The organism is Solirubrobacter ginsenosidimutans, from assembly GCF_027587205.1.
Map to the genome: position 1 here is coordinate 168,641 of NZ_JAPDOD010000006.1, position 22,529 is coordinate 191,169.

At 71.3% G+C, this 22,529-nt stretch carries 21 protein-coding genes and 1 pseudogene; 7 read left to right on the forward strand and 15 right to left on the reverse strand.

The window, feature by feature from the left end:
* Positions 1-21 precede the first annotated feature (21 nt).
* Positions 22-1,404 carry an acyl-CoA synthetase gene (locus tag OM076_RS10420; protein WP_270039661.1) on the reverse strand — a complete coding sequence of 461 codons (1,383 nt, stop codon included), beginning with the start codon at positions 1,402-1,404 and terminating at the stop codon, positions 22-24.
* 72 nt (positions 1,405-1,476) lie between these two features.
* On the opposite strand from OM076_RS10420, the gene OM076_RS10425 reads away from it, so the two are divergent.
* Together OM076_RS10425 and OM076_RS10430 are read left to right on the forward strand one after the other, a co-directional pair.
* Complete coding sequence (locus OM076_RS10425) at positions 1,477-2,199, forward strand: response regulator transcription factor (RefSeq protein WP_270039663.1); 723 nt, start codon at positions 1,477-1,479, stop codon at positions 2,197-2,199.
* Positions 2,196-4,712 carry a PAS domain S-box protein gene (locus OM076_RS10430; protein ID WP_270039664.1) on the forward strand — a complete coding sequence of 839 codons (2,517 nt, stop codon included), beginning with the start codon at positions 2,196-2,198 and terminating at the stop codon, positions 4,710-4,712. The genes OM076_RS10425 and OM076_RS10430 overlap by 4 nt, the downstream gene beginning before the upstream one ends.
* A 117-nt stretch (positions 4,713-4,829) precedes the next feature.
* Here OM076_RS10430 and OM076_RS10435 read toward each other — a convergent pair whose 3' ends face one another.
* The 4 genes from OM076_RS10435 to OM076_RS10450 are packed head-to-tail and all read right to left on the reverse strand — an operon-like array spanning position 4,830 to position 8,354.
* Positions 4,830-5,579 (reverse strand): hypothetical protein, encoded by a 750-nt coding sequence (locus OM076_RS10435; protein WP_270039666.1) that lies wholly within the window; start codon positions 5,577-5,579, stop codon positions 4,830-4,832.
* Positions 5,580-5,618: 39 nt separating this feature from the next.
* Positions 5,619-6,596 carry a homoserine O-acetyltransferase MetX gene (gene metX, locus OM076_RS10440; RefSeq protein WP_270039668.1) on the reverse strand — a complete coding sequence of 326 codons (978 nt, stop codon included), beginning with the start codon at positions 6,594-6,596 and terminating at the stop codon, positions 5,619-5,621.
* A complete protein-coding gene (locus tag OM076_RS10445) occupies positions 6,589-7,071 on the reverse strand; it encodes a CoA-binding protein (RefSeq protein WP_270039669.1) in 483 nt (160 codons plus the stop codon). The genes metX and OM076_RS10445 overlap by 8 nt, the downstream gene beginning before the upstream one ends.
* On the reverse strand, positions 7,068-8,354 hold the full coding sequence (locus OM076_RS10450; protein WP_270039671.1) for an O-acetylhomoserine aminocarboxypropyltransferase/cysteine synthase family protein: 1,287 nt from the start codon (positions 8,352-8,354) through the stop codon (positions 7,068-7,070). Before OM076_RS10450 ends, OM076_RS10445 begins: the two co-directional genes overlap by 4 nt.
* 641 nt (positions 8,355-8,995) lie before the next feature.
* On the opposite strand from OM076_RS10450, the gene OM076_RS10455 reads away from it, so the two are divergent.
* Together OM076_RS10455 and OM076_RS10460 are read left to right on the forward strand one after the other, a co-directional pair.
* A complete protein-coding gene (locus OM076_RS10455; RefSeq protein ID WP_270039672.1) occupies positions 8,996-9,889 on the forward strand; it encodes a hypothetical protein in 894 nt (297 codons plus the stop codon).
* A gap of 1 nt (position 9,890) precedes the next feature.
* Complete coding sequence (locus OM076_RS10460) at positions 9,891-10,601, forward strand: L,D-transpeptidase (RefSeq protein WP_270039674.1); 711 nt, start codon at positions 9,891-9,893, stop codon at positions 10,599-10,601.
* On the opposite strand, the gene OM076_RS10465 is transcribed toward OM076_RS10460, so the two are convergent.
* The gene (locus OM076_RS10465; RefSeq protein ID WP_270039676.1) at positions 10,594-11,973 is read right to left on the reverse strand and encodes an FAD-binding oxidoreductase; all 1,380 of its coding nucleotides are present in this window, start codon (positions 11,971-11,973) and stop codon (positions 10,594-10,596) included. The genes OM076_RS10460 and OM076_RS10465 overlap by 8 nt on opposite strands.
* A 29-nt stretch (positions 11,974-12,002) precedes the next feature.
* Here OM076_RS10465 and OM076_RS10470 point away from each other — a divergent pair, with 29 nt between their 5' ends.
* Positions 12,003-12,761, forward strand: a complete 759-nt coding sequence (locus tag OM076_RS10470) for an SGNH/GDSL hydrolase family protein (RefSeq protein WP_270039677.1) — start codon at positions 12,003-12,005, stop codon at positions 12,759-12,761.
* Positions 12,762-12,990: 229 nt separating this feature from the next.
* On the opposite strand, the gene OM076_RS10475 is transcribed toward OM076_RS10470, so the two are convergent.
* The 4 genes from OM076_RS10475 to OM076_RS10490 are packed head-to-tail and all read right to left on the reverse strand — an operon-like array spanning position 12,991 to position 16,804.
* Positions 12,991-14,238: a phenylacetate--CoA ligase family protein gene (locus tag OM076_RS10475; protein WP_270039679.1), complete on the reverse strand. Its 1,248-nt coding sequence runs from the start codon at positions 14,236-14,238 to the stop codon at positions 12,991-12,993.
* Positions 14,222-15,418 carry an enoyl-CoA hydratase/isomerase family protein gene (locus OM076_RS10480; protein ID WP_270039681.1) on the reverse strand — a complete coding sequence of 399 codons (1,197 nt, stop codon included), beginning with the start codon at positions 15,416-15,418 and terminating at the stop codon, positions 14,222-14,224. The genes OM076_RS10475 and OM076_RS10480 overlap by 17 nt, the downstream gene beginning before the upstream one ends.
* Positions 15,405-16,172 carry an ABC transporter permease gene (locus OM076_RS10485; RefSeq protein ID WP_270039682.1) on the reverse strand — a complete coding sequence of 256 codons (768 nt, stop codon included), beginning with the start codon at positions 16,170-16,172 and terminating at the stop codon, positions 15,405-15,407. The genes OM076_RS10480 and OM076_RS10485 overlap by 14 nt, the downstream gene beginning before the upstream one ends.
* Positions 16,169-16,804, reverse strand: a complete 636-nt coding sequence (locus tag OM076_RS10490; RefSeq protein ID WP_270039683.1) for an ABC transporter ATP-binding protein — start codon at positions 16,802-16,804, stop codon at positions 16,169-16,171. Before OM076_RS10490 ends, OM076_RS10485 begins: the two co-directional genes overlap by 4 nt.
* A gap of 21 nt (positions 16,805-16,825) precedes the next feature.
* Between OM076_RS10490 and OM076_RS10495 the strand changes: the two genes are divergently transcribed.
* A complete protein-coding gene (locus OM076_RS10495) occupies positions 16,826-17,650 on the forward strand; it encodes a lysophospholipid acyltransferase family protein (RefSeq protein ID WP_270039684.1) in 825 nt (274 codons plus the stop codon).
* Here the strand turns inward: OM076_RS10495 and OM076_RS10500 are convergent.
* The 3 genes and pseudogenes from OM076_RS10500 to OM076_RS10505 form a co-directional block, all read right to left on the reverse strand.
* A complete protein-coding gene (locus OM076_RS10500; protein WP_270039685.1) occupies positions 17,647-18,363 on the reverse strand; it encodes a DUF559 domain-containing protein in 717 nt (238 codons plus the stop codon). The two genes, OM076_RS10495 and OM076_RS10500, sit on opposite strands and share 4 nt — an antisense overlap.
* A 38-nt stretch (positions 18,364-18,401) precedes the next feature.
* Positions 18,402-18,578 (reverse strand): annotated as a pseudogene (locus OM076_RS46815) (type IV toxin-antitoxin system AbiEi family antitoxin domain-containing protein); the annotation flags it as partial.
* Between the two features lie 70 nt (positions 18,579-18,648).
* The gene (locus OM076_RS10505) at positions 18,649-19,245 is read right to left on the reverse strand and encodes a TetR/AcrR family transcriptional regulator (protein WP_270039686.1); all 597 of its coding nucleotides are present in this window, start codon (positions 19,243-19,245) and stop codon (positions 18,649-18,651) included.
* Between the two features lie 60 nt (positions 19,246-19,305).
* Between OM076_RS10505 and OM076_RS10510 the strand changes: the two genes are divergently transcribed.
* Positions 19,306-21,321 carry an MMPL family transporter gene (locus OM076_RS10510; protein WP_270039688.1) on the forward strand — a complete coding sequence of 672 codons (2,016 nt, stop codon included), beginning with the start codon at positions 19,306-19,308 and terminating at the stop codon, positions 21,319-21,321.
* Positions 21,322-21,399: 78 nt separating this feature from the next.
* On the opposite strand, the gene OM076_RS10515 is transcribed toward OM076_RS10510, so the two are convergent.
* Together OM076_RS10515 and OM076_RS10520 are read right to left on the reverse strand one after the other, a co-directional pair.
* The gene (locus OM076_RS10515; protein ID WP_270039690.1) at positions 21,400-22,176 is read right to left on the reverse strand and encodes a DNA glycosylase AlkZ-like family protein; all 777 of its coding nucleotides are present in this window, start codon (positions 22,174-22,176) and stop codon (positions 21,400-21,402) included.
* Positions 22,169-22,513: an MmcQ/YjbR family DNA-binding protein gene (locus tag OM076_RS10520; RefSeq protein ID WP_270039691.1), complete on the reverse strand. Its 345-nt coding sequence runs from the start codon at positions 22,511-22,513 to the stop codon at positions 22,169-22,171. The genes OM076_RS10515 and OM076_RS10520 overlap by 8 nt, the downstream gene beginning before the upstream one ends.
* Between the last annotated feature and the right edge of the window lie 16 nt (positions 22,514-22,529).

The following is a 22,529-nucleotide window of genomic DNA, read 5'->3' on the forward strand; positions in this document are numbered from 1 at the left end:
ATCGAGCACACGTTCCGACCGCTAGGAGCCGAGCTTTGCCTTCGTGACCTTGCCCAGTGCGTTGCGGGGGAGCGCGTCGAGGTAGCGCACCTCGCGCGGGCGCTTGTGCGGCGTCAGGAGGCCGGCGACGTGGTCCGCCAGCTCCTTCTCGCTGGGCCGGGCCGCGCCCTCCTCGACGACCACCCACGCGACGATCCGCTGGCCGAGGTCGTCGTCGGGCTCGCCGGTGACGGCGGATTCGGCCACTGCCGGGTGCTCGTTCAAGGCGTTCTCGATCTCGCCCGCCCCGATCTTGTAGCCGCCGCTCTTGATCAGGTCGGTGGCGCGGCGCCCCACGATCCGGATGTAGCCGTCCTGGGCCCGCGTCGCCACGTCGCCCGTCGCGAACCACCCGTCACGCAGCGCCTCGGCCGTGGCGTCCGGGCGGTTCAGATACTCGAGGAAGAGGTTCGGCCCGCGCACCTGGATCTCGCCGACGGTCTCGTCATCGGAGACATCCAGCTCGGCGCCGGAGTCGTCCACCAGTCGCACGGACACGCCGTCCAGCGGCAGACCGACGGTCCCGGGCCGCCGATCGCCGTCGGCGCGGATCGCGGTGTTCATCAGCGTCTCGCTCATGCCGTAGCGCTCGACCGGCAGCAGCCCGCACGCCGCCGCGATCCGGGCGTGGTCGGCGGCGGGCAGCGCCGCGCTGCCGGACACCAGCAGCCGCGCCGAGCCCACGGCAGCAGCCAAGGACGGCGACGCCTCGAGATCGGCCGCGAGCCGGTGGTACATCGTCGGCACGCCGAAGAGCATCGTCGCCCGCCCCGCCAGCGCCGCACCCGCGGCCTCGGAGGAGAAGCGCCCGAGGTGCCACACGCCGCCGCCGAGCCGCAGCGGCCCGAGCACGCCGAGGATCAGCCCGTGCACGTGGAAGAGCGGCAGCCCGTGGGCGACGACGTCGTCGCCCGTCCAGTCCCAGGCGTCGCTCAACGCGTCGAGGTTGGACGCGATCGCGCGCCGCGGCAGCACGACGCCCTTGGGCGGACCGGTCGTGCCGGACGTGTAGATGACGATCGCCGGCGCGTCCTCGTCCGGCTCCGACGCCGGCAACTCACCCGCCGCGCGGAGGTCGACCGGGATCCCGTCGGGCCCGCCGAAGATCAGCTCGGGTGACGAATCGCTGAGGATGTGCTGTAGCTCGCGCGTCCCCGCCTTCGGGTTGATCGGGACGACCGGGACGCCCGCTGACAGCGCACCCACGACCGCGACGCAGGTCTCGAGCGTGGACTCCGCCCACACCGCGACCCGCCCCGCGCCCGCCACCCGCGACGCCACCGCACCCGCCGCGGAACGCAGCTCCGCATAACTCAGCGCATCCCGACCCACCCGCACGGCCTCGCGACCGGAGGTGTCAGACAAACCGTTCAAGAGCACGCCTGAAGTTCTACCCGGTGCATATTCGTCGCGACCTGCCGATCACCCAGGCTGATCATGCCCGGCATCACCACCGCACCCCGCGCCCTCGTCGTCGACGACGCACCCGAGAACCGGATGCTCGTCAGCGCCCTGCTCGTGCAGCAGGGCTTCGATGTCGCTCAGGCCGAGGACGGGGAGGCCGCTGTCAAGGCGGCCTCCCTCAATCCACTGGACCTGATCGTCCTCGACCTGGGCCTGCCCGACATCGACGGCGTCGAGGTCTGCCGGCGGGTGCGCGAGTTCAGCGACGCCCACGTGCTGATGCTCACGGCGCAGGACACCGAGCTCGACAAGGTCGTCGGCTTCGAGGCGGGCGCAGACGACTACGTGACCAAGCCCTTCAGCGTCGCCGAGCTCGTCGGCCGCGTGAAGGCGGTGCTGCGGCGCACGAGCGCGAGCGCCGCGGTCGCCCAGCGTCCGATCGCCCCCGACAACACCCGCCAGTTCGGCTCCCTGACGGTCGACGCGGTCGCCCGCGAGGCCAAGCTCGACGGCGCCGAGCTCGACCTCACGCGCATCGAGTTCGACCTGCTCGAAACGCTCACCGCCGCCCCCCGCGTCGCCTTCTCGCGCGCCCAGCTGCTCGAGCGCGTCTGGGGCGAGAACTGGTTCGGCGACGACCATCTCGTCGACGTCCACATCTCCAATCTCCGCCGCAAGCTCGCCGACGACCCGCGCTCGCCTGACTTCGTCGCCACCGTGCGCGGTGTCGGGTACCGGATGGGCGCCGGCCGGTGAACCTGGGGGCCGTCGCGGCGCCCGCGCTCGCGCTGCCCGAAGTCCTCGAAGAGGGCGTGATGATCTGGGACCCGCACGGCCTGGTCCTGAACGCCAACGAGGCAATGGCCCGGATGCTCGGCGCGCCGGTCGACGCGCTGATCGGCTCCCCGTCGGACCCGAGCCTGCTGCTCGCGCCCGGAGGCGGCTCGATCCCGCCCGAGCAGCTCCCCGCCCACCGCGTCGAGCGCACCAAGGGACGCGTCGACCAGGAGTTCGGCATCCCGCACGTCGACGGCGGCCACGTCTGGGTGTCCGTGCGCTCCGCGCCGCGCCCGGACGGCACGATCATCAGCGCATACACGCGGATCACCGAGGCCGAGGCCAAGGCCCGCTCGACCGCCCGCATCGCGACGCTGGTCGACGACTCGCCCGACCTCGTCTGGATGTTCGACAGCCACGGGCTGATCGAGTACGCCAGCCCGAGCTTCAGCGCGACGCTCGGCCTGCGCCAGGACGAGGTCATCGGCCGCCTGTGGCGCGCGCTCACCCACCCGCTCGACGTCCCGGTCCTGCGCGCCGCGATCGCCGACGCCGGCCCGGACGAGCCGCGCACCGGGATCATCGAGGTTCGCCTGCGCCGCAACGACGGCACGTGGGTGTGGGTCGAAGGCCAGGCGACGCTGCGCTTCCGCGGCGGCGCCGCGATCGCGGTCGAGATCATCGGCCGCGACGTCACCCGCACGCGGGCCGCCGAGGACAAGGGCCGGCGGATGGCCGAGCAGCTCAAGGCGCTCGTCGCGGGCGCCCCGTACGGGATCCTGATGCTCGACCAGACCGGCCACGTCGCCGTCGTCAACGAGCAGGCGTGTTCGCTGCTGGACCTCAGCGCGGCCGCCGAGGAGCTGATCGGCAGCCCGATGTCGGCGATGCTGAAGCCGATCGAACGGATGCTCGCCGATCCCGAGGCGGGCATGGCGCGGCTGAAGGAGATCGCCGACTCCGGCGAGACCGTGCGCTTCGTGCACTTCGAGTGCGCCGACGGCCGGCGCGTGACGTTCGACCACGTCCCGCTGGGCGAGGACGGGTCCGCTGGCCGGCTGTGGACGTTCCGTGACATCACGCAGTTCAAGCTCGCCGAGCAGGAACGCGAGCAGTTCCTGGCGACGATGAGCCACGAGATCAAGACGCCGCTGTCAGGCATCGCGGGCGCGGCGGAGCTGCTGTGCGGCGCGGGTCTGCCGGAGCGCGAGCGCGAACTGGCGCAGGTCATCTCCGACGCCGCGCAGGCGCTCGGCGGCCTCGTGCGCGACACGCTCGATGTCAGTCGCGCCGAGGCCGGCCGCAGCGAGAACGAGGCGGAGGACTACGACCCGCGCCGCCTGCTGACCTCGATCGCCGGCGTCCTACGCCCGAGCCTGCGCGGCCGTCCGCTCGAGCTGCTGGTCGACGTCGCCCCCGATGTTCCGGACGCGCTGCGCGGCGACCCTGCCCGCGTGCGCCAGATCGTCCTCAACCTGGCCTCCAACGCCGTCAAGTACACCGAGTTCGGCCACGCGCGCATCGGCGCCCGCATCGACGGCGAGCGCCTGCTGATCACGGTCTCCGACACCGGTCGTGGCATCGGCGAGGACGACCTGCAACGCCTGTTCGAGCCGTGGACGCGCACGCACACCCGCGCTTGGGCGGGCACCGGGCTCGGCCTGAGCATCGCCCGCCGGCTCGCCCGCGCGATGGGCGGCGATGTCACCGTCGTCTCCGAACTCGGCTCCGGCTCGGCGTTCACGCTCGAGCTCCCGCTCGAGGCGGGGGAGCTGAAGCCGATCGCGCCCGCGAGGGCCAACGCGACGCTGTCCGCGAGCCGCGTGCTCGTGGCCGAGGACGACGCCGCGCTTCGCCGCCTGATCGGCATGCAGCTCGAGCGCCTCGGCGCGCAGCCGACGCTGGTCGACAACGGCCAGGCGGCCGTCGACGCCGCCACGACCATCCCCTTCGACGCGATCCTGCTCGACCTGCGGATGCCGGTGATGGACGGCTTCGAGGCCGCCGCGGAGATCCGTCGCCGCGACCCCGAGATCCCGATCCTCGCGCTGACCGCCGATACGGCGGCCCAGGACGTGGAGAGCTGCCGCGACGCGGGCATGGACGGGCACATCGCCAAGCCCGTCTCGCTGCCGGCGCTGCGCGAGGAGCTCGACCGCCGGATCGCGCCGGTGATCGACGACGGCCTGCTCGACGAACTGGCCGACAACCTCGGCGGCCGCGCGCTCGTGAACCAGATGCTGCAGGTCTACCGCGACAGCCTTCCGGAGCGGCTCGAGAGCCTCCGCGCCGCCGCCGACCCGGACGCGTTGCGCGACGCCGCGCACGCGCTGCGCTCCCCCAGCGCCGGCTTCGGCATCGCCCGCCTCGCGGCGCGACTGCGCGTCGTCGAGACCGCCGCCCGCGACGGCCGGATGGCCGAGCTCGGTGCCGCGCTGGTCGCCGCCGCGCACGCGGATCGCGCGCTCGCCGCGCGCCTGAGCGGTTCTTGACCTCCGCCCGAGCAGGGCTTGAGGAGCCGCCGCGGACCTGACGGTCGCCGTCACGCCCGTCACCGCCCCGATCGACGCGACGAGCGAGGACCTGCGCAAGCTCGCCGAGTTCGCGGTTTAGGCAGCGCTCGAATACGCCGGCGCGAGCCAGCGCCGCAGCAGCATCGCGAGATGCACCGCGGCGGAGTCGTCGGTGAGCATCGAGTAATGATCGCCGCCGCTGCCCAGCACCTCGACGGGGCCGAAGCGGTCCCAGCCGAGCGCGCGACTGTCGGCGACGAGGCTGCGGGCGGCCTTGACCACGGTCAGCGGCGACCCTGAGGGCGTGTAGCTCGCCGTCAACCGGTGATCGCGCAGGACGCGGGCGGAGTGCTGCTCGAAGCAGCGTTCGATCGTGGCGAGCGCCGTGTCCTCGCGCAGCGCGCCCGCCGCCACCGCTCCCTCGGCGATGTGGGCGAGCGAGAGGCGCTCCGCGTCGAGGTTCAGCACGCGGCCCCGCCGGGCGCCGACGTACATCGCGAACGAGCGCAGCCGCTGCGCCTCGCCCGGCTCGGCATGCAGAGCGCCGGGCGCCGCGCCGTCGAGCACGATGACGCGCCGCGCGGGGGTCGCGAGCGCGTCCGCCACCACCCCGCCGACGCCCCAGCCCACCAGCACCCGCGGCGCCCGTGAGCTGCCGAGGCGCCCGCGGAGCCGGTCGGCCAGCTCCTCGACGGTCAGCCCCGGGTCGTTGCCCCAGAACCGGGTGATCGTCTCGAGCTCGAGCACCCTGACCGGCGTGCCCGCGGGCAGGTGAGAGGCCAGACGGGCCCAGCAGGAGGCCGACAGGGCGCCGGGGTGGATCACGCAGAGCTCGGTGGCAGGCATCACCCGCACAGAGCCCCTACCCGGCGCCGTGATACTTCGTTAGAGGAAATCGCGCACTAGCGCGTGATACTCCGGCACGTCCATCAGGAACGAGTCGTGGCCCCAGGGCGAGACGACCTCGTGATGGACGACGTCGGCCTCGATCGCACTCAGTTGTGCGGCGATGTATTCGGAGTGCTCGGTGCCGAAGCGCCAGTCGCTGTCGAAGGAGACCAGCAGGAACCGCGTCGCCGGTGCCGTGACGCCCTCCTCGGCGAACGGCTCGTAGTAGTCCATCACCCGCGACAGGTAGAGGTAGGAGTGCGGGTCGAAGCGCTCGAGGAAGATCTTCGCCTGGTAGTCGAGGTAGTGCTCGACCTGGAAGTCCGAGGTGAGCGTCATCGTCGCGTCCGGCACCTTGCGCTCGCGGTCGAACTTGCGCCGCAGCGACTCGTCGGAGACGTAGGTGATGTGGGCCATCATCCGCGCGACGTCCATCGCGTCGTGGGTGAGGATCGCGTGGCGCGCGACCTTCGAGAACGCGATGTTCTGCGCGCTCAGCCGCGCCGTCGCGCAGACCAGCACGGCGCGCTCGATCTCGTCCGGATGATCGAGCGACCACTGCAGGATCTGCATGCCGCCGAGCGACCCGCCGACCGCCGCGTGCAGCTTCGAGACGCCCAGCGCCCGCAGCAGCGCGCGGTGGACGGTGACCATGTCGCGGATCGTGAAGAGCGGGAAGTCCAGCCCGTAGCGCTCGCCGGTGGCGGGGTTCGTCGACGACGGCCCGGTCGTCCCCTTGCACCCGCCGAGGATGTTCGCGCAGACGACGAAGAACCGGTCGGTGTCGATCGGCTTGCCCGGCCCGATCAGCGTGCCCCACCAGTCCGCGGCGTCCGCGTCCCCGGTCAGTGCGTGCGAGATGTAGACCACGGGGTCCGACGGCGAGCCGTACGTCGCGTACGCGATCTCGAGCGGCGCGACGTGCGCCCCGCTCTCGAACGTCAACCCTTCATCGAGGGTGAGCGTTTCAGCCACGGGTGCGGCGCGACGAGATGACGCCGGTGTCGAAGCCCGCGAGGTGCAGGCCGCCGTGGAAGCGGGCGTGCTCGATCTTGACGCAGCGGTTGGAGACGACGTCGAGGCCGGCGCCGTGCGCGATCTCGACCGCCTCGTCGCTGTGCAGGCCGAGCTGCATCCAGAATGCTCCCGCGCCCACGTCGACCGCCTCACGCGCGACGCCCGGGAGCTGATCGGCGCGTCGGAAGACGTCCACGATGTCAGGCGCCCCCGGCAGGTCGGCGAGCGACGGATACGCCTTGACGCCGAGGATCTCGGTCTCGTTGGGCGTGACCGGCCAGACCTCGTAGTCGGCGCTGGACGAGAGCAGGTAGGTGAGCACGAAGTTGCTCGCGCGCGCCGGATTGGCCGACGCGCCGACGACGGCGATCGTCTTCGCGCGGCGCAGGATGTTGCGGCGCGCGGTCGCGCCCGGCGGTTCCCAAGTACTCATCCGAGTGCCTTGTCGAGGTCGTAGAGGATGTCGTCGACGTCCTCGATGCCGACGCTGATGCGCACGAGCTCGGGCAGCACGCCGGCCGCCTCCAGCGCCTCGGTGGACAGCTGGCGGTGCGTCGTCGAGCCGGGGTGGATCACGAGCGTGCGCGTGTCACCCACGTTGGCGAGGTGCGAGCACAGCTCGACGCGGCCGATGAACGCCTCGCCCGCCTCGCGCCCGCCCTTGCAGCCGAACGAGAAGACCGCGCCGGGGCCCTTCGGGAGGTACTTCTGCCCCAGCGCGTAGTTGGGGTCGTCCGGGAGGCCGGCGAAGCGCACCCAGCTCACCCGCGGGTCCGCGTCGAGCCACTCGGCGACCCGCTGCGCGTTGGCGACGTGCGCCTCCATCCGCAGCGGCAGCGTCTCCATCCCCTGCAGGATCAGGAACGCGTTGAACGGCGAGAGGACGCCGCCGAGGTTGCGCAGGCCTTCGACGCGCAGCTTGGTGGCGAAGCCGTACTCGCCGAAGTTGTCCCAGAAGCGCAGGTTGCCGTAGGTCGCGACCGGCTCGGTCATCACCGGGAAGTTGCCGTTGTCCCACGGGAACCGGCCGCTGTCGACCACCGCGCCGGCGATCGAGGTGCCGTGGCCGCCCAGGTACTTGGTGGCGGAGTGCACGACGATGTCGGCGCCGAAGTCCATCGGGCGGCACAGGTACGGGGAGGCGAGCGTCGAGTCGACCGCCAGCGGCACGCCGGCGGCGTGCGCGACCTGCGCGAGTGCCTCGAGGTCGGCCACCGTGCCGGCCGGGTTGGCGACGATCTCGGTGTAGACGAGCTTGGTCCTGCCGGGCTGGATCGCGGCCGCGAACGCGGCGGGATCGTCGGGCGCGACGAACGTCGTCTCGATGCCGAGCCGGCGCAACGTCACGTTCAGCAGCGTGTAGGTGCCGCCGTAGAGCGCGCTGGAGGCGACGATGTGATCGCCGGCCTCGCACAGCTGCGTGAACAGCAGGGTCTCCGCCGCCTGGCCGGAGCCGGTCGCGACGGCGCCGATCCCGCCCTCCAGGCTCGCGACGCGCTCCTCGAACGCGGCGACGGTCGGGTTGCCGAGGCGCGAGTAGATGTTCCCGTACTTCTGCAGCGCGAACAGATCGGCCGCATCCTCGGTGTTCTCGAACACGAACGAGGTCGTCTGGTAGATCGGTACCGCGCGCGCACCCGTGGTCGGGTCAGGGCGCGCGCCGGCGTGGATCGCGCGGGTGCGCATCCCCCAATCCCGGTCCTCAGGATCACTCATGGGCCATGACGGTACCGGCCCGCCCATCTGGCCCAGCGTTCCGGCCTGCTCGGTGACCTACTGGGGCGGAGACATTTCCGCCACCCTCGACGCGTGCTCCCTCACCCTGCCGGGGGAGCCCGATGGCCGCCCACGACGGTTCTGTGGGAGAGTGCAAGGCGGATCCCGTCGTGCCGATGGAGCACGCTTAGGTCAGCACGGCGACATTTCGCCACGAAAACCTGCTTGCAGCTAGTGCTGGGGATCGTTCTGGTGCATCGCACGGGACGGCGTTGCGCCGTTAACTGGTGTGACCGCGGTCAGACACCGTCTGTAAAGCGACCCCTACCTCCGTATAGCTTCTCGGCCGCACAGTAAACGGTGGGGGGGAAATGTCCCGACGCGCAGGTCAATTGCTGGTAGTCGTTCTGATGGCGGTGGCGCTCAGTCCGAGCGTTGCCCAAGCCCATCAGAATCCGCCGAATTGCGATTCCAATAGCCCGACCCTGAGGATTTCGCGCGATCGCCCGGTCGTTCGCATCGGCGAAACCGTCACATATACGATCTTCGCTGGGAATCCTGGTCCCACAGCCTGTGACATCACCAACGCGACGATCACGCTGCAACTCCCCGGGGCCGACGGCAAGCCGACGGGGAACCCGATGACGATCGCGCAGGGCCTGGACCTGCTCAGCAACACCGCCGAACGCCAGGTGGGGCGGGTGACGACGCCGATCAATGTGACGCTCGGCGTGACCGACGCCGTCGTGCGCGTGGCCGCCAGCGGCGTCCTTCATGACGCTGTGGTCGACCACACGGCGGACGACTCAAAGACGCTCGGCACCACGGTGATCGTCAAACCGGGCATCGACGTGACCAAGACCGGCTCGATCGTCAATGGCGTGGCGCCGCAGGACGTGACCTACACGTTCACGGTCAAGAACGTCAGCGTCCCGCCGTTGCCGCTGGACAACGTCACCGTGTCCGACAGCCTCTGCCCGAACGTGACGGGCCCGGCCGCGGGCGGTGACGCCAACGGCGATCATCGCCTCGACGCGAACGAGACCTGGGTCTACACCTGCACGATGAACCATCCGGTCGCGGGCCAGTACGACAACGTCGTGACCTCTTGCGCTGAGCTCATCCTCAACGGCAAGACCGACAAGGTCTGCGACCAGGCACCGTTCAGCGTCGTGCTCACCGCGCCGCCGCTCGCGGCACCGGTGCCGCAGGGCGCGGTCAAGCCCGTCGCCGTCAACCAGGCGCCGTGCACCATGGCGCGGGTCAACAGCACGACGGTGCGCGCCGGCCAGCTGAACACGATCCGGGTGCGCGTCCGCAACGTCGACGCGGGCTCGAAGGTGACGCTCACGCTGCCAGGCGGCAAGAAGTACACGGCGAAGACCGACAAGACCGGGCTCGCGACCTTCCGCGTGCGCCCGACCAAGTCCGGCACGGCCAAGGTCACGGCCGCGGAGTGCTCGGATACCGAGAGCCTGTCCGTGAAGGCAGCCCGAAAGGTCGTGGCGCAGAAGAAGCCACGGGTCACAGGCTGACGTGCTGAAGAAGCATTTCGCAGTACTCGGCGCCGTCGCGATCTCTCTGATCGCGGCGGCGCCGTCGCGTGCGGCCACGATCGAGAACCTCCAGAAGCTGGGCAAGGAGTCGTACTTCGCGTACGTCGAGAAGGCCGTGCCCGCCAAGAAGGACCCGAAGACCACCGCCAAGACGGTCGGCAAGCTCAAGCTCAAGACCGGTGAGGGCACCGACGACCTCGTGCTCGTCCTCGCCCGCACGACCGACGCCAAGGACCGCGTGTGGCTGAAGGTGCGGCTCCCGATCCGCCCGAACGGCACGACCGGGTGGGTCCAGGAGAACGCGCTGAGCGAGCTGCAGCCGGTCGACAGCTGGATCAAGGTGTCGACCAAGACCTACAAGGTCACGGTGATCAAGGGCGGCAAGAAGGTCTTCAGCGCCAGTGTCGGCGTCGGCCAGTCCCAGTGGCCCACACCGAAGGGCCAGTTCTACATCCGCGCGAAGCTGACGAACTTCGGCGACCCGTTCTACGGGCCGATCGCGTTCGTGACCAGCGCCACGTCGGACACCCTCACCGACTGGCCGGGCGGCGGGATCGTCGGCATCCACGGCACCAGCCTGCCGAACCTGATCCCGGGCAAGATCTCGCACGGGTGCGTGCGTATGAAGAACGCGGACATCCTCAAGCTCGACAAGCTCGTCGAGGTCGGGACGCCGATCACCATCACCTGATCCCCTGCGCGGGGCGAAACCGGTTCGCCGGGTCGAGCTCGTGCTTGATCCGGCGCAGCCGGGGCAGGTTCGCGCCGTAGTAGGCGCGCAGCGCGTTGGTGAGATCGGGGTCGGCGTAGTTGGCGTAGGCGCCGCTGCCGTACGGGGCGATCAGCCTGCGTGCGTGCCTGACGCGCGCCTTCGCGACCATGATCGGCGCGTAGGACAGCACCTGGACGCTGAAGCGCTCGTCGCGGTGCGGGAACGCGGTGTCGGCGCGGTGTGGGCGGTTGATCGCCCCGCCGTAGGCGTCGAGGATCAGCGCCGCGCCGGTGTCGGCCGCGCCGAGGAACGCCGTGCGGGCGGCGTGGGTGAGCGGCTTGCGCACGTAGAGCGAGGAGGCGGCGAAGGTGGTGCGCGCAGGCTTGGCTCCCACCCAGCGCTTCTGCACCGTCAGGTAGTCGGCGCTCCCGACGACGGGGGTCCCGCCGAGCGGCCTGATCAACGCGCGCAGCGCGGGCTCTGAGCCCAGGTACTGGCCGAAGGCGCTGGCGCCGCCTGAGTCGAGCGTCAGGATCGCAGTCAGCGCCCGGGGTGCGTGCGGGGCGAGCGCATCCCACGCCGCGAGTGCCTCCTCTCGCGCGGCTCGCGGGTAGCTGATGCTGAAGAACGCGGCGTGGGTGACGTGGGGCGTCTTCACGCGGATCGCGGTGACGATCGCGAAGCTCCCGCCGCCGCCGCGCAGCGCCCAGAAGAGCGCGTCGCCGTCGTCGACCCGCCGGCGCTTGCCGTCCGCGGTGACGGCGTCGAAGCTCGTGACGCGATCGAGCGTCAGGCCGTAGGCGCGGCCGGCGAGCCCCATCCCACCGCCGAGGACCAGGCCGCCGACCCCGACGGTCGGGCAACTCCCGGCGGGGATCATCGCGCCGTGGCGCGCGAGCGCGGTGTAGACGGCGAGGGTGCGGGCGCCGGGCCCGAGCGTGGCGGTCCCGTCGCGGTAGGAGATGCGGTTCAGCGCGTTCAGGTCGACGACCACGGCGGTGGCGCTCGTCGAGTCGCCGTTGTAGCCGTGGCCGCCGGAGCGGCTGACGAGCGGGATCTCGAAACGGTTCGCCCACTCGACCACGGCGCGGACGTCCGCGGCGTCCTTGACCTGCACGACGGCGGGTGGCTTGACGCCGTCGTAGCGGCGGTTGAAGACCACGCGGGCGGCGTCGTAGCCGGCGCTGCTCGGCGTGAGCACCCGGCCGCGGACGGCGGCCTTGAGCGCGCGGACCTGCTTCGGCGTCAGGCGGCGCGCCTCGGCGAGGTCCGCACCCGCGAGCAGCGCGGCGGTCGCGGCGAGCAGAGTGCGCCGCGTGACCCTCCCCGTGTGAACAGTTTCACGGTTCACCGCTCAGCCGCCTCGGTAGCGTTGCAGGTATGCGCTACCGGCGATTCGTCGCTCTCGGAGACAGCACCACCGAGGGTTTGATGGACCCGCTGCCCGACGGGAGCGGGTTCCGCGGCTGGGCCGATCGCCTGGCCGAGATCCTCGCCGCCATCGACCCGGAGCTGCGCTACGCCAACCTCGCCGTGCGCGGGAAGCTCGCCCGCCAGATCCGCGAGACGCAGCTCGACGACGCCCTCGCCCTGGAGCCCGACCTCGTGTCGCTGCTCGCCGGGCTCAACGACATGCTGCGCCGCAACGTCGACGTCGCGGGTGTGGCTGCCGAGATCGACGGGATGGTCTCCCGTCTGCGCGAGGCCGGGGCAGACGTGATCCTGTTCACGCTGCCCGACCCCGTGCCGATCAACCCGCTCGCCAAGACCGCGGCGGGCGCGATCGCCCAGCTCAACGACGCGATCCGCGAGATCTCCCAGCGGCGCGGGACGTTCATCGTGGAGCTCGACGTGCACCCGGTCTCCTCCGATCGCCGGCTCTGGAACGAGGACCGGCTGCACGCCAACCCTGAGGGTCACCGCCGGATCGCGCTGGCCGTCGCGCACGCGATGGGGCTCCCGGACACCGATCTCTCGTGGGCGGCCGGATTCCCCTCCCCGCTGGGCCGGCGCTCGTCGGTCTCGCACGTCGTGTGGTTCGGGCGCTACTTCACGCCGTGGGTGATCCGCCGCCTGCGCGGGCGCTCCTCGGGCGACGGGCGTGTGGCCAAGCGCCCCGAGCTCGAACCGTTCACGTAGCGTCCTCGCGCCCGGGGAAGCAGGAGCGCGGGGAAGATTGCGAACGCGGTTAGACCCAGCGTCCAGGCGAACGCCGTGCCGAGCGAGCCGCCGACCTGCTGGAAGATCCGCACGCCGACGGTGGCGCGCGGGATCGCCTCGCGCTCGAGCCCGTGGTAGGCCGCGCTGATCACCGGGACGAACGCGGCGCCGCTGAACGCCCGCGAGCGGAAGAGCCGGAGGTCGAGCTCTAGCGTCTGTCGATCACGCGGACGGCTTTGCCCTCGCTGCGCGGGATCTCGCCGGGCGCCTTCACGTGGACGGTCACGCTGACGCCGATCCGCTCCCGGATCGCCTGTTCGATCTTGGTGGCGAGTGCGATCGGGTTGACGCCGGCCTCGAGTGGCTCGCAGCACACGGTGACCTCGTCGAGGGTCTCAGGACGCTCGACGACGAGCTGGTAGTGCGGGGCGACGCCCGCCTGGCCGAGCAGGACGTGCTCGATCTGGCTCGGGTAGAGGTTGACCCCGCGGATGATCAGCATGTCGTCGCGGCGGCCGCGGACCGCGCTCATGCGGGCGAACGTGCGCCCGCAGGCGCAGCGCTCGTGGGTGAGGCTCGCGATGTCCCCCGTGCGGTAGCGGATGAGCGGCAGCGCTTCCTTGGTCAGGGTCGTGAAGACGAGCTCGCCGTCGGTGCCGTCGGCGGCTCGACGGCCGGTCGCGGGGTCGATGACCTCGACGAGGAAGTGGTCCTCCTGCACGTGCAGGCCGTCGCGGGCTTCCGGGCATTCGGCGGAGACTCCGGGTCCGACGATCTCCGACAGGCCGTAGACGTTGAGGGCGATCAGGCCGAGCTCGTCCTGCAGGCGCTCGCGCATCCCCTCCGTCCACGGCTCGGCGCCGAACATGCCGATTTCCAGCTTGAGGTCTTGCCGGTCGATACCGGCCTCACGTAGACCTTGAGCGATGTGGAGCGCGTAGGACGGGGTACAGCAGAGCACTTGGCCCTGGAGGTCCCTGAGGAGCGTCGCCTGGCGCGCGGTGACGCCGCCGGAGACCGGGATGACGAGCGCTCCGAGGCGCTCCGCGCCCTGGTGGAAGCCGAGCCCGCCGGTGAAGAGCCCGTAGCCGTAGGCGTTGTGCACGATCATCCCGGCCTTCACGCCGGCCATCGCCATGCAGCGGGACATGACCTTCGACCAGACATCGAGGTCGTGCTCGGTGTAGGCGACGACGGTGGGGACGCCGCCGGTGCCGGAGGACGCGTGGATGCGCCGCAGCTGCTCACGCGGGACGGTTATGAGGCCGAGCGGGTAGCCCGCGCGGAGATCGTCCTTGGTGGTGAACGGGACGTTCTGCAGGTCGTCCAGCGACTCGATGTCCGGCAGGTCCGCGCCGCGTTCGGTGCGCTTGAGGCGGGCGACGACCTGCTGCAGCCGCTCGAGCTGGAGCGTCTCGAGGACGGTGCGCGGCGCGTGCTCAATCCTGACGCTCATGGGCGCGCCAGTTCTCCTCGAGGTTGCGGATCAGCGCGGGGCTGAAGTGACACACGGCCTGCTCGCGTGAGTACGTCGCCATGTATTCGCGGAAGGTACTCAACGGTTCCTGACCGATGCGCAGCGCCCGGCGGTTGGCGACGCCGCTGACGGCCCCGGCGCTGGCCAAGTGGGTGGCCGTGCGCTCGATGTACGCGTCCATCTCGCCGGGCGCGACGATGTCGTCGGCGAGCTCCTCGGGCGCGAGCTCGCGGTCGGAGAGGATCGCCTGGCGCGCGCGGCGATCACCCACGAAGCGCGGGAGCCGCAGGTTCGCCGCGCCGGGGATGATGCCCTCGTTTCTTGCGGGCAGCGTGCAGCGGGTGTTCTCCTCGGCGAGGATGTGATCGGCGACCAGCAGCAGCTGGCAGCCGCCGCCGATCGCGAACGTCTCCGCCGCGGCGATCCACAGCTTCTCGGTCTCCGGTCGGCTGAGGCCGCGGTAGATCTTGTGGACGAGGCCGAGGTCTCGCATCGGGAAGAACAGGTAGGAGATCTGGCCGCGGTAGAGGTGGGTGAGGTTCAGGCCGGCGCCGAAGATGCGGCGGCCGGCGTAGCGGGGGTGCTCGACGATGCCGCCTCTCAGCACGGCGATCTCGACCTGCGGGTCGAGCAGGACGAGGTCGATCGCGGCCTCCAGCGGGCCGGTCGTCGTGTCGTCCTCGGCGTTGAGGTAGCGGGGGTTTGAGAGCTCGACGGTGCCGACGTTGCCCCGTCGTGTGACGCTGGCCGTGCCGAGGTTCGCGTAGCCCGTCTTCTGGTAGTCGTCCTGGTGGTCGAGCGCGAGCTGCGTCGGGCGCAGCATCACGTCGATCAGGTGGGTGCCGGCGTCGGGGTTGGCGAGGACGTGGCCGAGCAGTTGCCCCTGCGCGATCTCGTAGCCCTCCTTGTCCTTCTGGAAGCGCTCGCGCTCGCGCTCGACCTGGTCGCGGCTCGGGGTCAGCCCCGGGACGCGGTCGGCGGCTGCGTAGACGAGGTCGTCGGCTCGCAGCCCGTCCTTGCCGTCGTCCGTCAGTTGCGCGTAGAGCGTGTGGACGTGGCGCTCCAGGAAGGCGTCCCTGAGGCCGTGCGGGTCGTCGGCGAACCCGTCCAGCCGCTCGCTCAGGCGGGCGGCGTCGCGCTCGAAGTCACCGTCGAACATCGGCGACATCTTCGCGCAGCCGCTCGCCCGGGGCGATGCGGGTGCGGACGATCAGCTCGGCGATCACCGTGGCGGAGAGCAGCTCGACCGCGAGCAGCGTGAGCAGGACGGTCAGCTGGACGCGGGCGGCCTCGGCGGGTGAGGCGCCGCCGAGGACGAGGCCGACGAACGTGCCCGGCAGCGTCACGATCCCGACGTTGCGGGTCTGGTCGATGGCCGGCACCAGGCCGGTCTTGATCGCCTGGCGGACGGTCGGCGCGAGTGCCTCACGAATCCGGTCGCCGAGCGAGAGCCGCGCTTCGATCTCCTCCTCGTCGGCGCTCAGGCCTTCGAGCAGGCGGCGGCCGGTGAGCGTCGTCGCGGTCATCGCGCCACCGATCAGGATGCCGGCGGTGGGGATGGCCGCGCGGGGCGTGGGTTCGAACGCCCCGACCGCGATCAGGATCCCGGCCGCGCCGACGGCGGGCACCCCGATCGCGGCGATCGCCCGCGCCCGCGCGTTGGGGACGGACTTGATCCGCCCGCCGCTGGTGATCGCCGCCGTGGCCACCATGCCGGCGACGAAGGCGATCGCGAGGACGTCGACCCGGAACACGAGCGCGATCAGCGCGCCGACCGCCGCGAGCTGCACGATCGCCCGCGCCGCCGCGATAAGGATCTCCCGGCTCAATCCGAGCTTGAGCCGGTGGGCGAGCAGCGCGGCGAACGCGACGAACGCGACGCCGCTCGCGACCTGAAGGACCCCGGAACTCACGCGGCGCCCGCCGCCGCACCCACGAGACGCAGCGTCGCGTCGGCGACCGATTCGGCGAGGGCCATGTCGTGGGTGGCGACGATCACCGCCAGGTCGCGGTTCGCCAGGGCCGCGACCGTCTGCGCGATCACTTCCGCGGTCTCCGGATCCAGCGCAGCGGTGGGTTCGTCGAGGAGGATCGCGTCGGGATCGCGGGTCAACGCCCGCGCGAGCGCGACGCGGGCGCGCTCCCCGCCGCTCAGCGCACGTGCGGTCCGCGGCAGGAACGAGCGGTCGAGGCCGGCGGCGGCCAGCGCCGCGTCGCGGACTTCATCGTCGAGCGCGTCGAGGGCGTAGGCGAGGTTGTCGGCGACCGTCCCCGGCAGCATCACCGGCGCCTGCGCCACCAGCGCGACCCGCCGCCGCAGTACCTGGGGCGCGACCGCGCGGATGTCCTCCCCGTCGAGCGCGACCGTCCCCGCGGCGGGTTCGGCGAGCCGGTTCAGGCAGCGCAGGAGCGTGCTCTTCCCCGCGCCGGAAGCGCCGACGAGCGCGAGCACCTTGCCCCGCGGAGCGTCGAAGGAGAGGTCGCGCAGGACGGCCCGATCACCGCGGCGAACGGTGAGTTCACGGACCTCGATGCCGCGGTTCATACCGTGTAGTTTCACGCGCTCATGGCCATGACCAACGAGGAAGCCCACGAACTGTCCCGCAAGCGCGGGACGTCGCGACTGATCTATGGCACCGCACGGGTGGTGCTCTCGCCGATCGCCGGCGTCTGGTACCGCTTCAAGGTGACGGGTGCGGAGTACGTCCCCAAGGACGGACCCGCGATCATCGCGCCGAACCACAAGAGCTTCTACGACTCGTTCTTCATCGGCCTCGCCACGCGCCGCCACCTGCACTTCATGGCCAAGACGGAGCTCTTCGAGGGCCGCTCCGCGCGGCTCTTGAGCGGCCTCGGCGCCTTCCCGGTCCGCCGCGGAGAAGCCGACCCCGACGCGCTCGAGACCGCCCGTCTGCATCTCGACAAGGGCCGCGTGCTCGCGCTCTTCCCCGAAGGCACCCGCCACCGCGACCCCGAGCAGCTGCGCGCGCCGCGCAAGGGCGCCGGGCGGCTCGCGATCGAGGCGCAGGCGCCGATCGTCCCGTGCGCGATCACCGGCACCGACCGCCTCTTCAACGGCTGGTTCCCCCGCCCGGTCAAGGTCCAGGTCTCCTTCGCCCCGGCCATCCAACCGTCGCAACTCGAGGCCACGCCCGAGGCCGCCGCCGACCTGATCGAGAACCAGGTGTGGCCGGAGGTCGAGCGCGAGTTCGCCAAGCTCAAGGCCAACCCGGGCCTGCTCGCGGCGATCGTCGCCGCCCTGTCCGCGGGTGCCGCCGGCGGCAGCATCGCCTACAGCAACCAGCACAAGAAGAAGCCCAAGCGCAAGGTCGTCGTGCGCAGGCTCAAGCGGCGCGGCAAGAAGAAGAGCAACAACCCCTTCAAGCGCTAAGCCGCGCGGCGAACGTCAACTTGTTCGGGCTCTGCCCGACGAACCTTGCTCTCGATCAGCGCGGCGCGCACGCGGGCGACGACGACCGCCGGCCGCGTGACGACCTCGCGCCACGTCGTCCGTAGCACGATCTCGCCCTGCGCTTCCAACACCGCTTGGCGCGCGGCGTCGTCGGCCCGCGCGAGGAGGTGACCGTGGTACTTCCGGCTGTCGGCCTCGAGGATCACGCGGTGCTCCGGCCAGCGGAAGTCGGGGATGTGGCGGCCGCGGCGGACGTTGACGTCGGGCTTCGGGAGGCCGCCCTGGTGCAGCACGGCGAGCACGATGTCCTCGTACTCGTTGCGGGTGGGCGCGGCGGTGGCGAGGATCTTGCGCAGCTTGGCCGCGCCGCGATGCCCGCGCGTCACGAGCTCGCTGACCTTCACCTGCCCGCGGTTGAGCGCCTCGTTGACCGCTCGGCGCAGCCCTGCGTAGGGCAGCTTGCCCGCGAGGTCGATCAGCGTTCGGGCCGGCGGCGTGACCGGAATGCCCTTGAACTCCGTGCGCTCGATCGACTGTGAGCGGTGCGTGTAGATGCCCGCGTGCCCGCGCGGATGGTTCGCGGTGACCTCCGGGAAGCGGTCGTCCCAGTCGAACCAGCCGTACAGCACCGCGGCCGAGAAGTGCGAGAGCACCGCGCTGGGCCCGCACGCCCTGACGGCCGCCAGGAACACGCCTTCGAGCGTGAGGTTCGGATGACGCCGTAGACGCCCCGGAAGATCGCGAAGAGGCGGCCATGCGCCACCCGCCATGAGATCGCATCCGCCGACATGCCGCAGGCGCGCAGGTCGGCGACGTCGAGCACGCTCCATTGCCGCGCGGCCAGCCACGCGCAACGAGCGTCAACTTTGTCGGGCTCTAGCCGATCAACCTTGCACTCGATCTCCATGGCGGCAGGATCGCCCGACCGCCTGCAACCGAACAAGACGCGTTCGTGACGAGTGTGTGCCGGAAGTGCGTCAATTCGGCGCGGAGACCGTGAGGAGGTGGCGGAGGAACACGTCCGGGTCCGGCCAGGGCATGTGGGGGCGTACCGTGCGGAGCATCGCGTAGCCGTGCAGGCTGGTCCAGACGAGGATGGCGAGCTCGTTCGCCGCCTCGCTGGAGAGCGTCGGTGTGCGCGCCTGCAGCAGGGCGACGACGCCGTCGAAGGCCTGGTCGCGGTGGCCGTGCACGTGCTTGTCGACGACCGGGCGGCGCGCGGAGAAGAGGATCGCGTAGAGCGCGGGCTTGTGCTCGGAGAACGCGAGGTAGGCGAGACCCATCGCCATCAACCGCTCGTCGGGTGTGCCGGAGACCGCGGCGGCGGCCGTCAGCTCGGCGTTGAAGGTCTCAAAGCCCGCGTCCACGGCCGCGTCGACGAGCGAGTCGCGGTCGGGGAACTGCAGATACAGAGCGGTGGGTGAGACGCCGGCGCGCGCGGCGATCGCCCGCACGGACACGCGGCTCGCGTCACCCACCTCGTTGAGGACCTCCGCGGTCGCCGCCAGCAACTGCTCACGCAGGCGGTTGCCCTCACCTCGGGGATTGCGTGGACGGCTCGACGCGGCGGACATGTCACCGAGAGGTTAGCGCTGACTTGACAGCTGTACATGTACTGATGTTCACTTCTGGGAATGTTGACCGCCCGCCCGAAGCGCACGCTGCTGTTCGTGGTCCTGTTCGTGATCGTCGCCGGGGTCGTCGGAGGCCCGGTCGCCGGGTCGTTGCAGACCGACGGCGGATTCGCCGCGACGTCCTCGGGCTCCGCTCGAGCGGAGGCGAAGATCGAGCAGGCGACCGGCACCGCCGCCACGCCGGGCGTCGTCGCGCTGATGGACACGCCGCAGCGCGCGGCGGCAGTACGCGAGCAACTCGCCGCGCAACCCGGCATCGCAGCGGTCGCCAAGGAGCCCACGCTGAGCCGCGACGGCCGCTCGGCCTACCTGCTCGCGACGCTCACGGCTGACGCCGACGACGACACCGTGGTCAACGGCCTCCAAGAGCGCTTCCCGGAGAACGGCGACGTCCTCCTCGGCGGCTCGCTGTTCGCGCAGCACCAGATCGGCGAGTCCGTCTCCGCCGACCTCGGCCGCGCCGAGATGCTCGCCTTCCCGATCCTGCTGCTGCTCTCGCTGCTCTTCTTCCGCGGCCGCGCCACGGTGCTCCCGCTCGTCGTCGGGATCACCACCGTGCTCGGCACGTTCCTCGTCCTCACGGCGGTCAATCAGGCCTACCACCTCTCGATCTTCGCGCTGAACCTCGTGATCGGCCTCGGGCTCGGCCTGGCGATCGACTACTCGCTCTTCCTCGTGACCCGCTTCCGCGAGGAGCTCGCCAAGGACAACCCGGACGCGGTCCGGACGACGATGCGAACGGCGGGCCGGACCGTCGCCTTCAGCGCCGTGACCGTGGCGCTGGCGATGATCACGCTGACGGTGTTCCCGCTCGGCTTCCTGAAGTCGATGGGTGTCGCGGGTGCCGCCGTGTCGATCGTCGCCGGCGCCGCCGCGCTCGTGATCACGCCGGCGACGTTCGCGATCTGGGGCACGAAGCTCTCCGTCAAGCCGCGCGGGCGCCAGGGCGGCTGGTACCGGCTCGCGCACGGCGTGATGCGCCGCCCGCTGCCGATCGCGCTCGCCACCGGCGCGCTGATGGTCGTCATCGCCCTCCCCTCGCTGCGCGCCGTGTGGACGCCGGTGGACTCGACCGTCATCCCCAAGGGCCAGAGCGCGCGCACCGTCGCCGACACCGTCGACCGCGACTTCCCCGGCGGCCAGGGCTCGAGCCCGCTCGCCGTCGTGCTCACCGCGCCGCAGTCCGAGCGCGCCGGAGTGGAGCGCTACGCCGCCACCCTCGAGACCCGCCCGGGCGTGCGCGCCGTCTCAGAGCCGCGCGCGCTGAACGCCACGACGTGGCAGATCGACGTGCTGGCGGAGGGCGAGCCGGTCGGCCCGGCGGCCCGCGACCTCGTGGGCGACCTGCGTGACGTCCGAGCGCCGTACCCGACGCTGATCGGCGGCGCGGCGGCGGACTTCGTCGACCAGCAGGCGGCGATCGGCTCCAATCTCCCCCTCGCCATCGGCCTGCTCGTCGGCCTGACGATGCTCGTGCTGTGGCTGATGACCGGCTCGATCGTGCTGCCGATCAAGGCGATCATCATGAACGCGCTGACCGTCGGGGCCTCGCTCGGCATCCTCACGCTCGTCTTCCAGGACGGGCGCTTCGAGGGCCTGCTCGGCTACACCGGCAACGGCGGTGTCGAGCCGACGGACTTCCTCGTCGCCGCGGCGCTCGTCTTCGCGCTGTCGACCGACTACGGCGTGTTCCTGCTCGGCCGGATCAAGGAAGCGCGTGAAGGAGGACTCACCGACCGCGAGGCGGTCGCCGTCGGCGTCGAGCGCACCGGCGCGGTCGTCACCGCCGCCGCGATCCTGCTCGCGGTCGCGATCGGCGCCTTCATCACGTCCTCGATCTCCTTCATCCAGCAGATCGGCGTCGCCACCGCGGCGGGCGTCCTGATCGACGCCTTCATCGTCCGCGCACTGCTCGTCCCGTCCCTGATGGGCCTGCTCGGTCGCTGGAACTGGTGGTCGCCACGCCCGCTCACCCGCCTCCACACCCGCGTCCGCCTCCGCGAGGCCACAACCTAAAGGGACAGTCCCTTTAGGTTCGCTCCGCACCGCCATCACGGCTCCTCCGCACGGGCCGAAGATAAAGGGACAGTCCCTTTAGGTTGCGACGCCGTCGATGAGGGTGACGGCGCGGATGATGCCGCCGCCCGGGTGCACGGTCCGGGCGAGGGAGGGTGGGACCGTGGGCGAGCGGTCCCGCCAGCCCAGCAGCAGCTCGTCGAAGGCGGGCAACGCAACGCGCGGGACCGGCCCGTCCTCGACGGAGCACGGGCCCGGCTCGCGGCAGTCGCGCTTGGGCAGGCCGGACCAGTAGGCGAGGTCGTCGCGGGTGGCGCCGGCGTGACAGGCGCCGTAGCGGCGGGCCAGCTCGTCCAACGCCGCCTCCCGCGAGCCGGGGCGCGGTAGCGAGAGTGCGACGAAGACGCGGTCCGGCGTCAGGGCGACGACGCCGCGCATCGCCGCGCGGGCGAGCAGGTGCACGATCGCCTGCCCGCCCACCGGGATGTCGTGCGCCGCCAGGTGCGAAGCCAGCTCCGCCCGCGTCGCCGGGACCCGCGAAGCGATCAGCGAGACCGCCCGGTCGGCATCGGCCTCGCTCACCCCCAGCTGCCGCAACCGACGCACGTTCGTCGCCTGCATCCGCGGGGCGAACAGCGGGTGCAGCCATTCCAGATCGGAAGCGTGCACGAGGTGCAGCGTCTGCCGCATCAGCCAAGTGATCCGCATCGAAGCGTCCGGCGCGCCGCCGCGAACCCCCAAGGCCAAAGCCGGTGTCCGCACGTCCTGCGCCTGCACCGCGAGCAGATGACGCAGGACGTCGCCCCCGGGCGCGTGCAGCCACTGGCCGCGCGCCCGCAGCGTCGCCTCACCCACCCGCGTCGAAGGCCGCGATCGCCCGCTTGGAGGCCTGGATGCGCCACGCGTCCTCGATCAGCTCGGCCAGCTGCTCCAGCCCCACCGCCTCCAGCCGGACGAGCACCGCCGGGTACCCGTCGTAGTGGGGCGTGATGAAGAAGACGTCCGGCTCGCCCTTCAACAGCGCGTCACGGTCGGCGAGGTCGATCACGCGTACCACCAACGCGTCGGGGTTGGTCCGCAGGCGGCACATGAACTTGCCGCGGACCTTCATCGACGGCGTCCCGTAGGACGTCCCTTCCTCGACGCCCGGGAAGCGCGAGCCGATCTCGACGACGTCCTTCCACTCGGGCATCGCCATCAGCCTACAT

What these genes read in the sequence shown, in the direction of transcription:
- OM076_RS10425 (WP_270039663.1), top strand. Translation starts at nt 1,477, where the DNA reads ATGCCCGGCATCACCACCGCACCCCGCGCCCTCGTCGTCGACGACGCA.
- OM076_RS10435 (WP_270039666.1), bottom strand. Translation starts at nt 5,579, where the DNA reads ATGCCTGCCACCGAGCTCTGCGTGATCCACCCCGGCGCCCTGTCGGCC.
- OM076_RS10445 (WP_270039669.1), bottom strand. Translation starts at nt 7,071, where the DNA reads ATGAGTACTTGGGAACCGCCGGGCGCGACCGCGCGCCGCAACATCCTG.
- OM076_RS10450 (WP_270039671.1), bottom strand. Translation starts at nt 8,354, where the DNA reads ATGAGTGATCCTGAGGACCGGGATTGGGGGATGCGCACCCGCGCGATC.
- OM076_RS10455 (WP_270039672.1), top strand. Translation starts at nt 8,996, where the DNA reads ATGACGATCGCGCAGGGCCTGGACCTGCTCAGCAACACCGCCGAACGC.
- OM076_RS10470 (WP_270039677.1), top strand. Translation starts at nt 12,003, where the DNA reads ATGCGCTACCGGCGATTCGTCGCTCTCGGAGACAGCACCACCGAGGGT.
- OM076_RS10475 (WP_270039679.1), bottom strand. Translation starts at nt 14,238, where the DNA reads ATGAGCGTCAGGATTGAGCACGCGCCGCGCACCGTCCTCGAGACGCTC.
- OM076_RS10480 (WP_270039681.1), bottom strand. Translation starts at nt 15,418, where the DNA reads ATGTTCGACGGTGACTTCGAGCGCGACGCCGCCCGCCTGAGCGAGCGG.
- OM076_RS10490 (WP_270039683.1), bottom strand. Translation starts at nt 16,804, where the DNA reads ATGAACCGCGGCATCGAGGTCCGTGAACTCACCGTTCGCCGCGGTGAT.
- OM076_RS10495 (WP_270039684.1), top strand. Translation starts at nt 16,826, where the DNA reads ATGGCCATGACCAACGAGGAAGCCCACGAACTGTCCCGCAAGCGCGGG.
- OM076_RS10505 (WP_270039686.1), bottom strand. Translation starts at nt 19,245, where the DNA reads ATGTCCGCCGCGTCGAGCCGTCCACGCAATCCCCGAGGTGAGGGCAAC.
- OM076_RS10510 (WP_270039688.1), top strand. Translation starts at nt 19,306, where the DNA reads ATGTTGACCGCCCGCCCGAAGCGCACGCTGCTGTTCGTGGTCCTGTTC.
- OM076_RS10520 (WP_270039691.1), bottom strand. Translation starts at nt 22,513, where the DNA reads ATGCCCGAGTGGAAGGACGTCGTCGAGATCGGCTCGCGCTTCCCGGGC.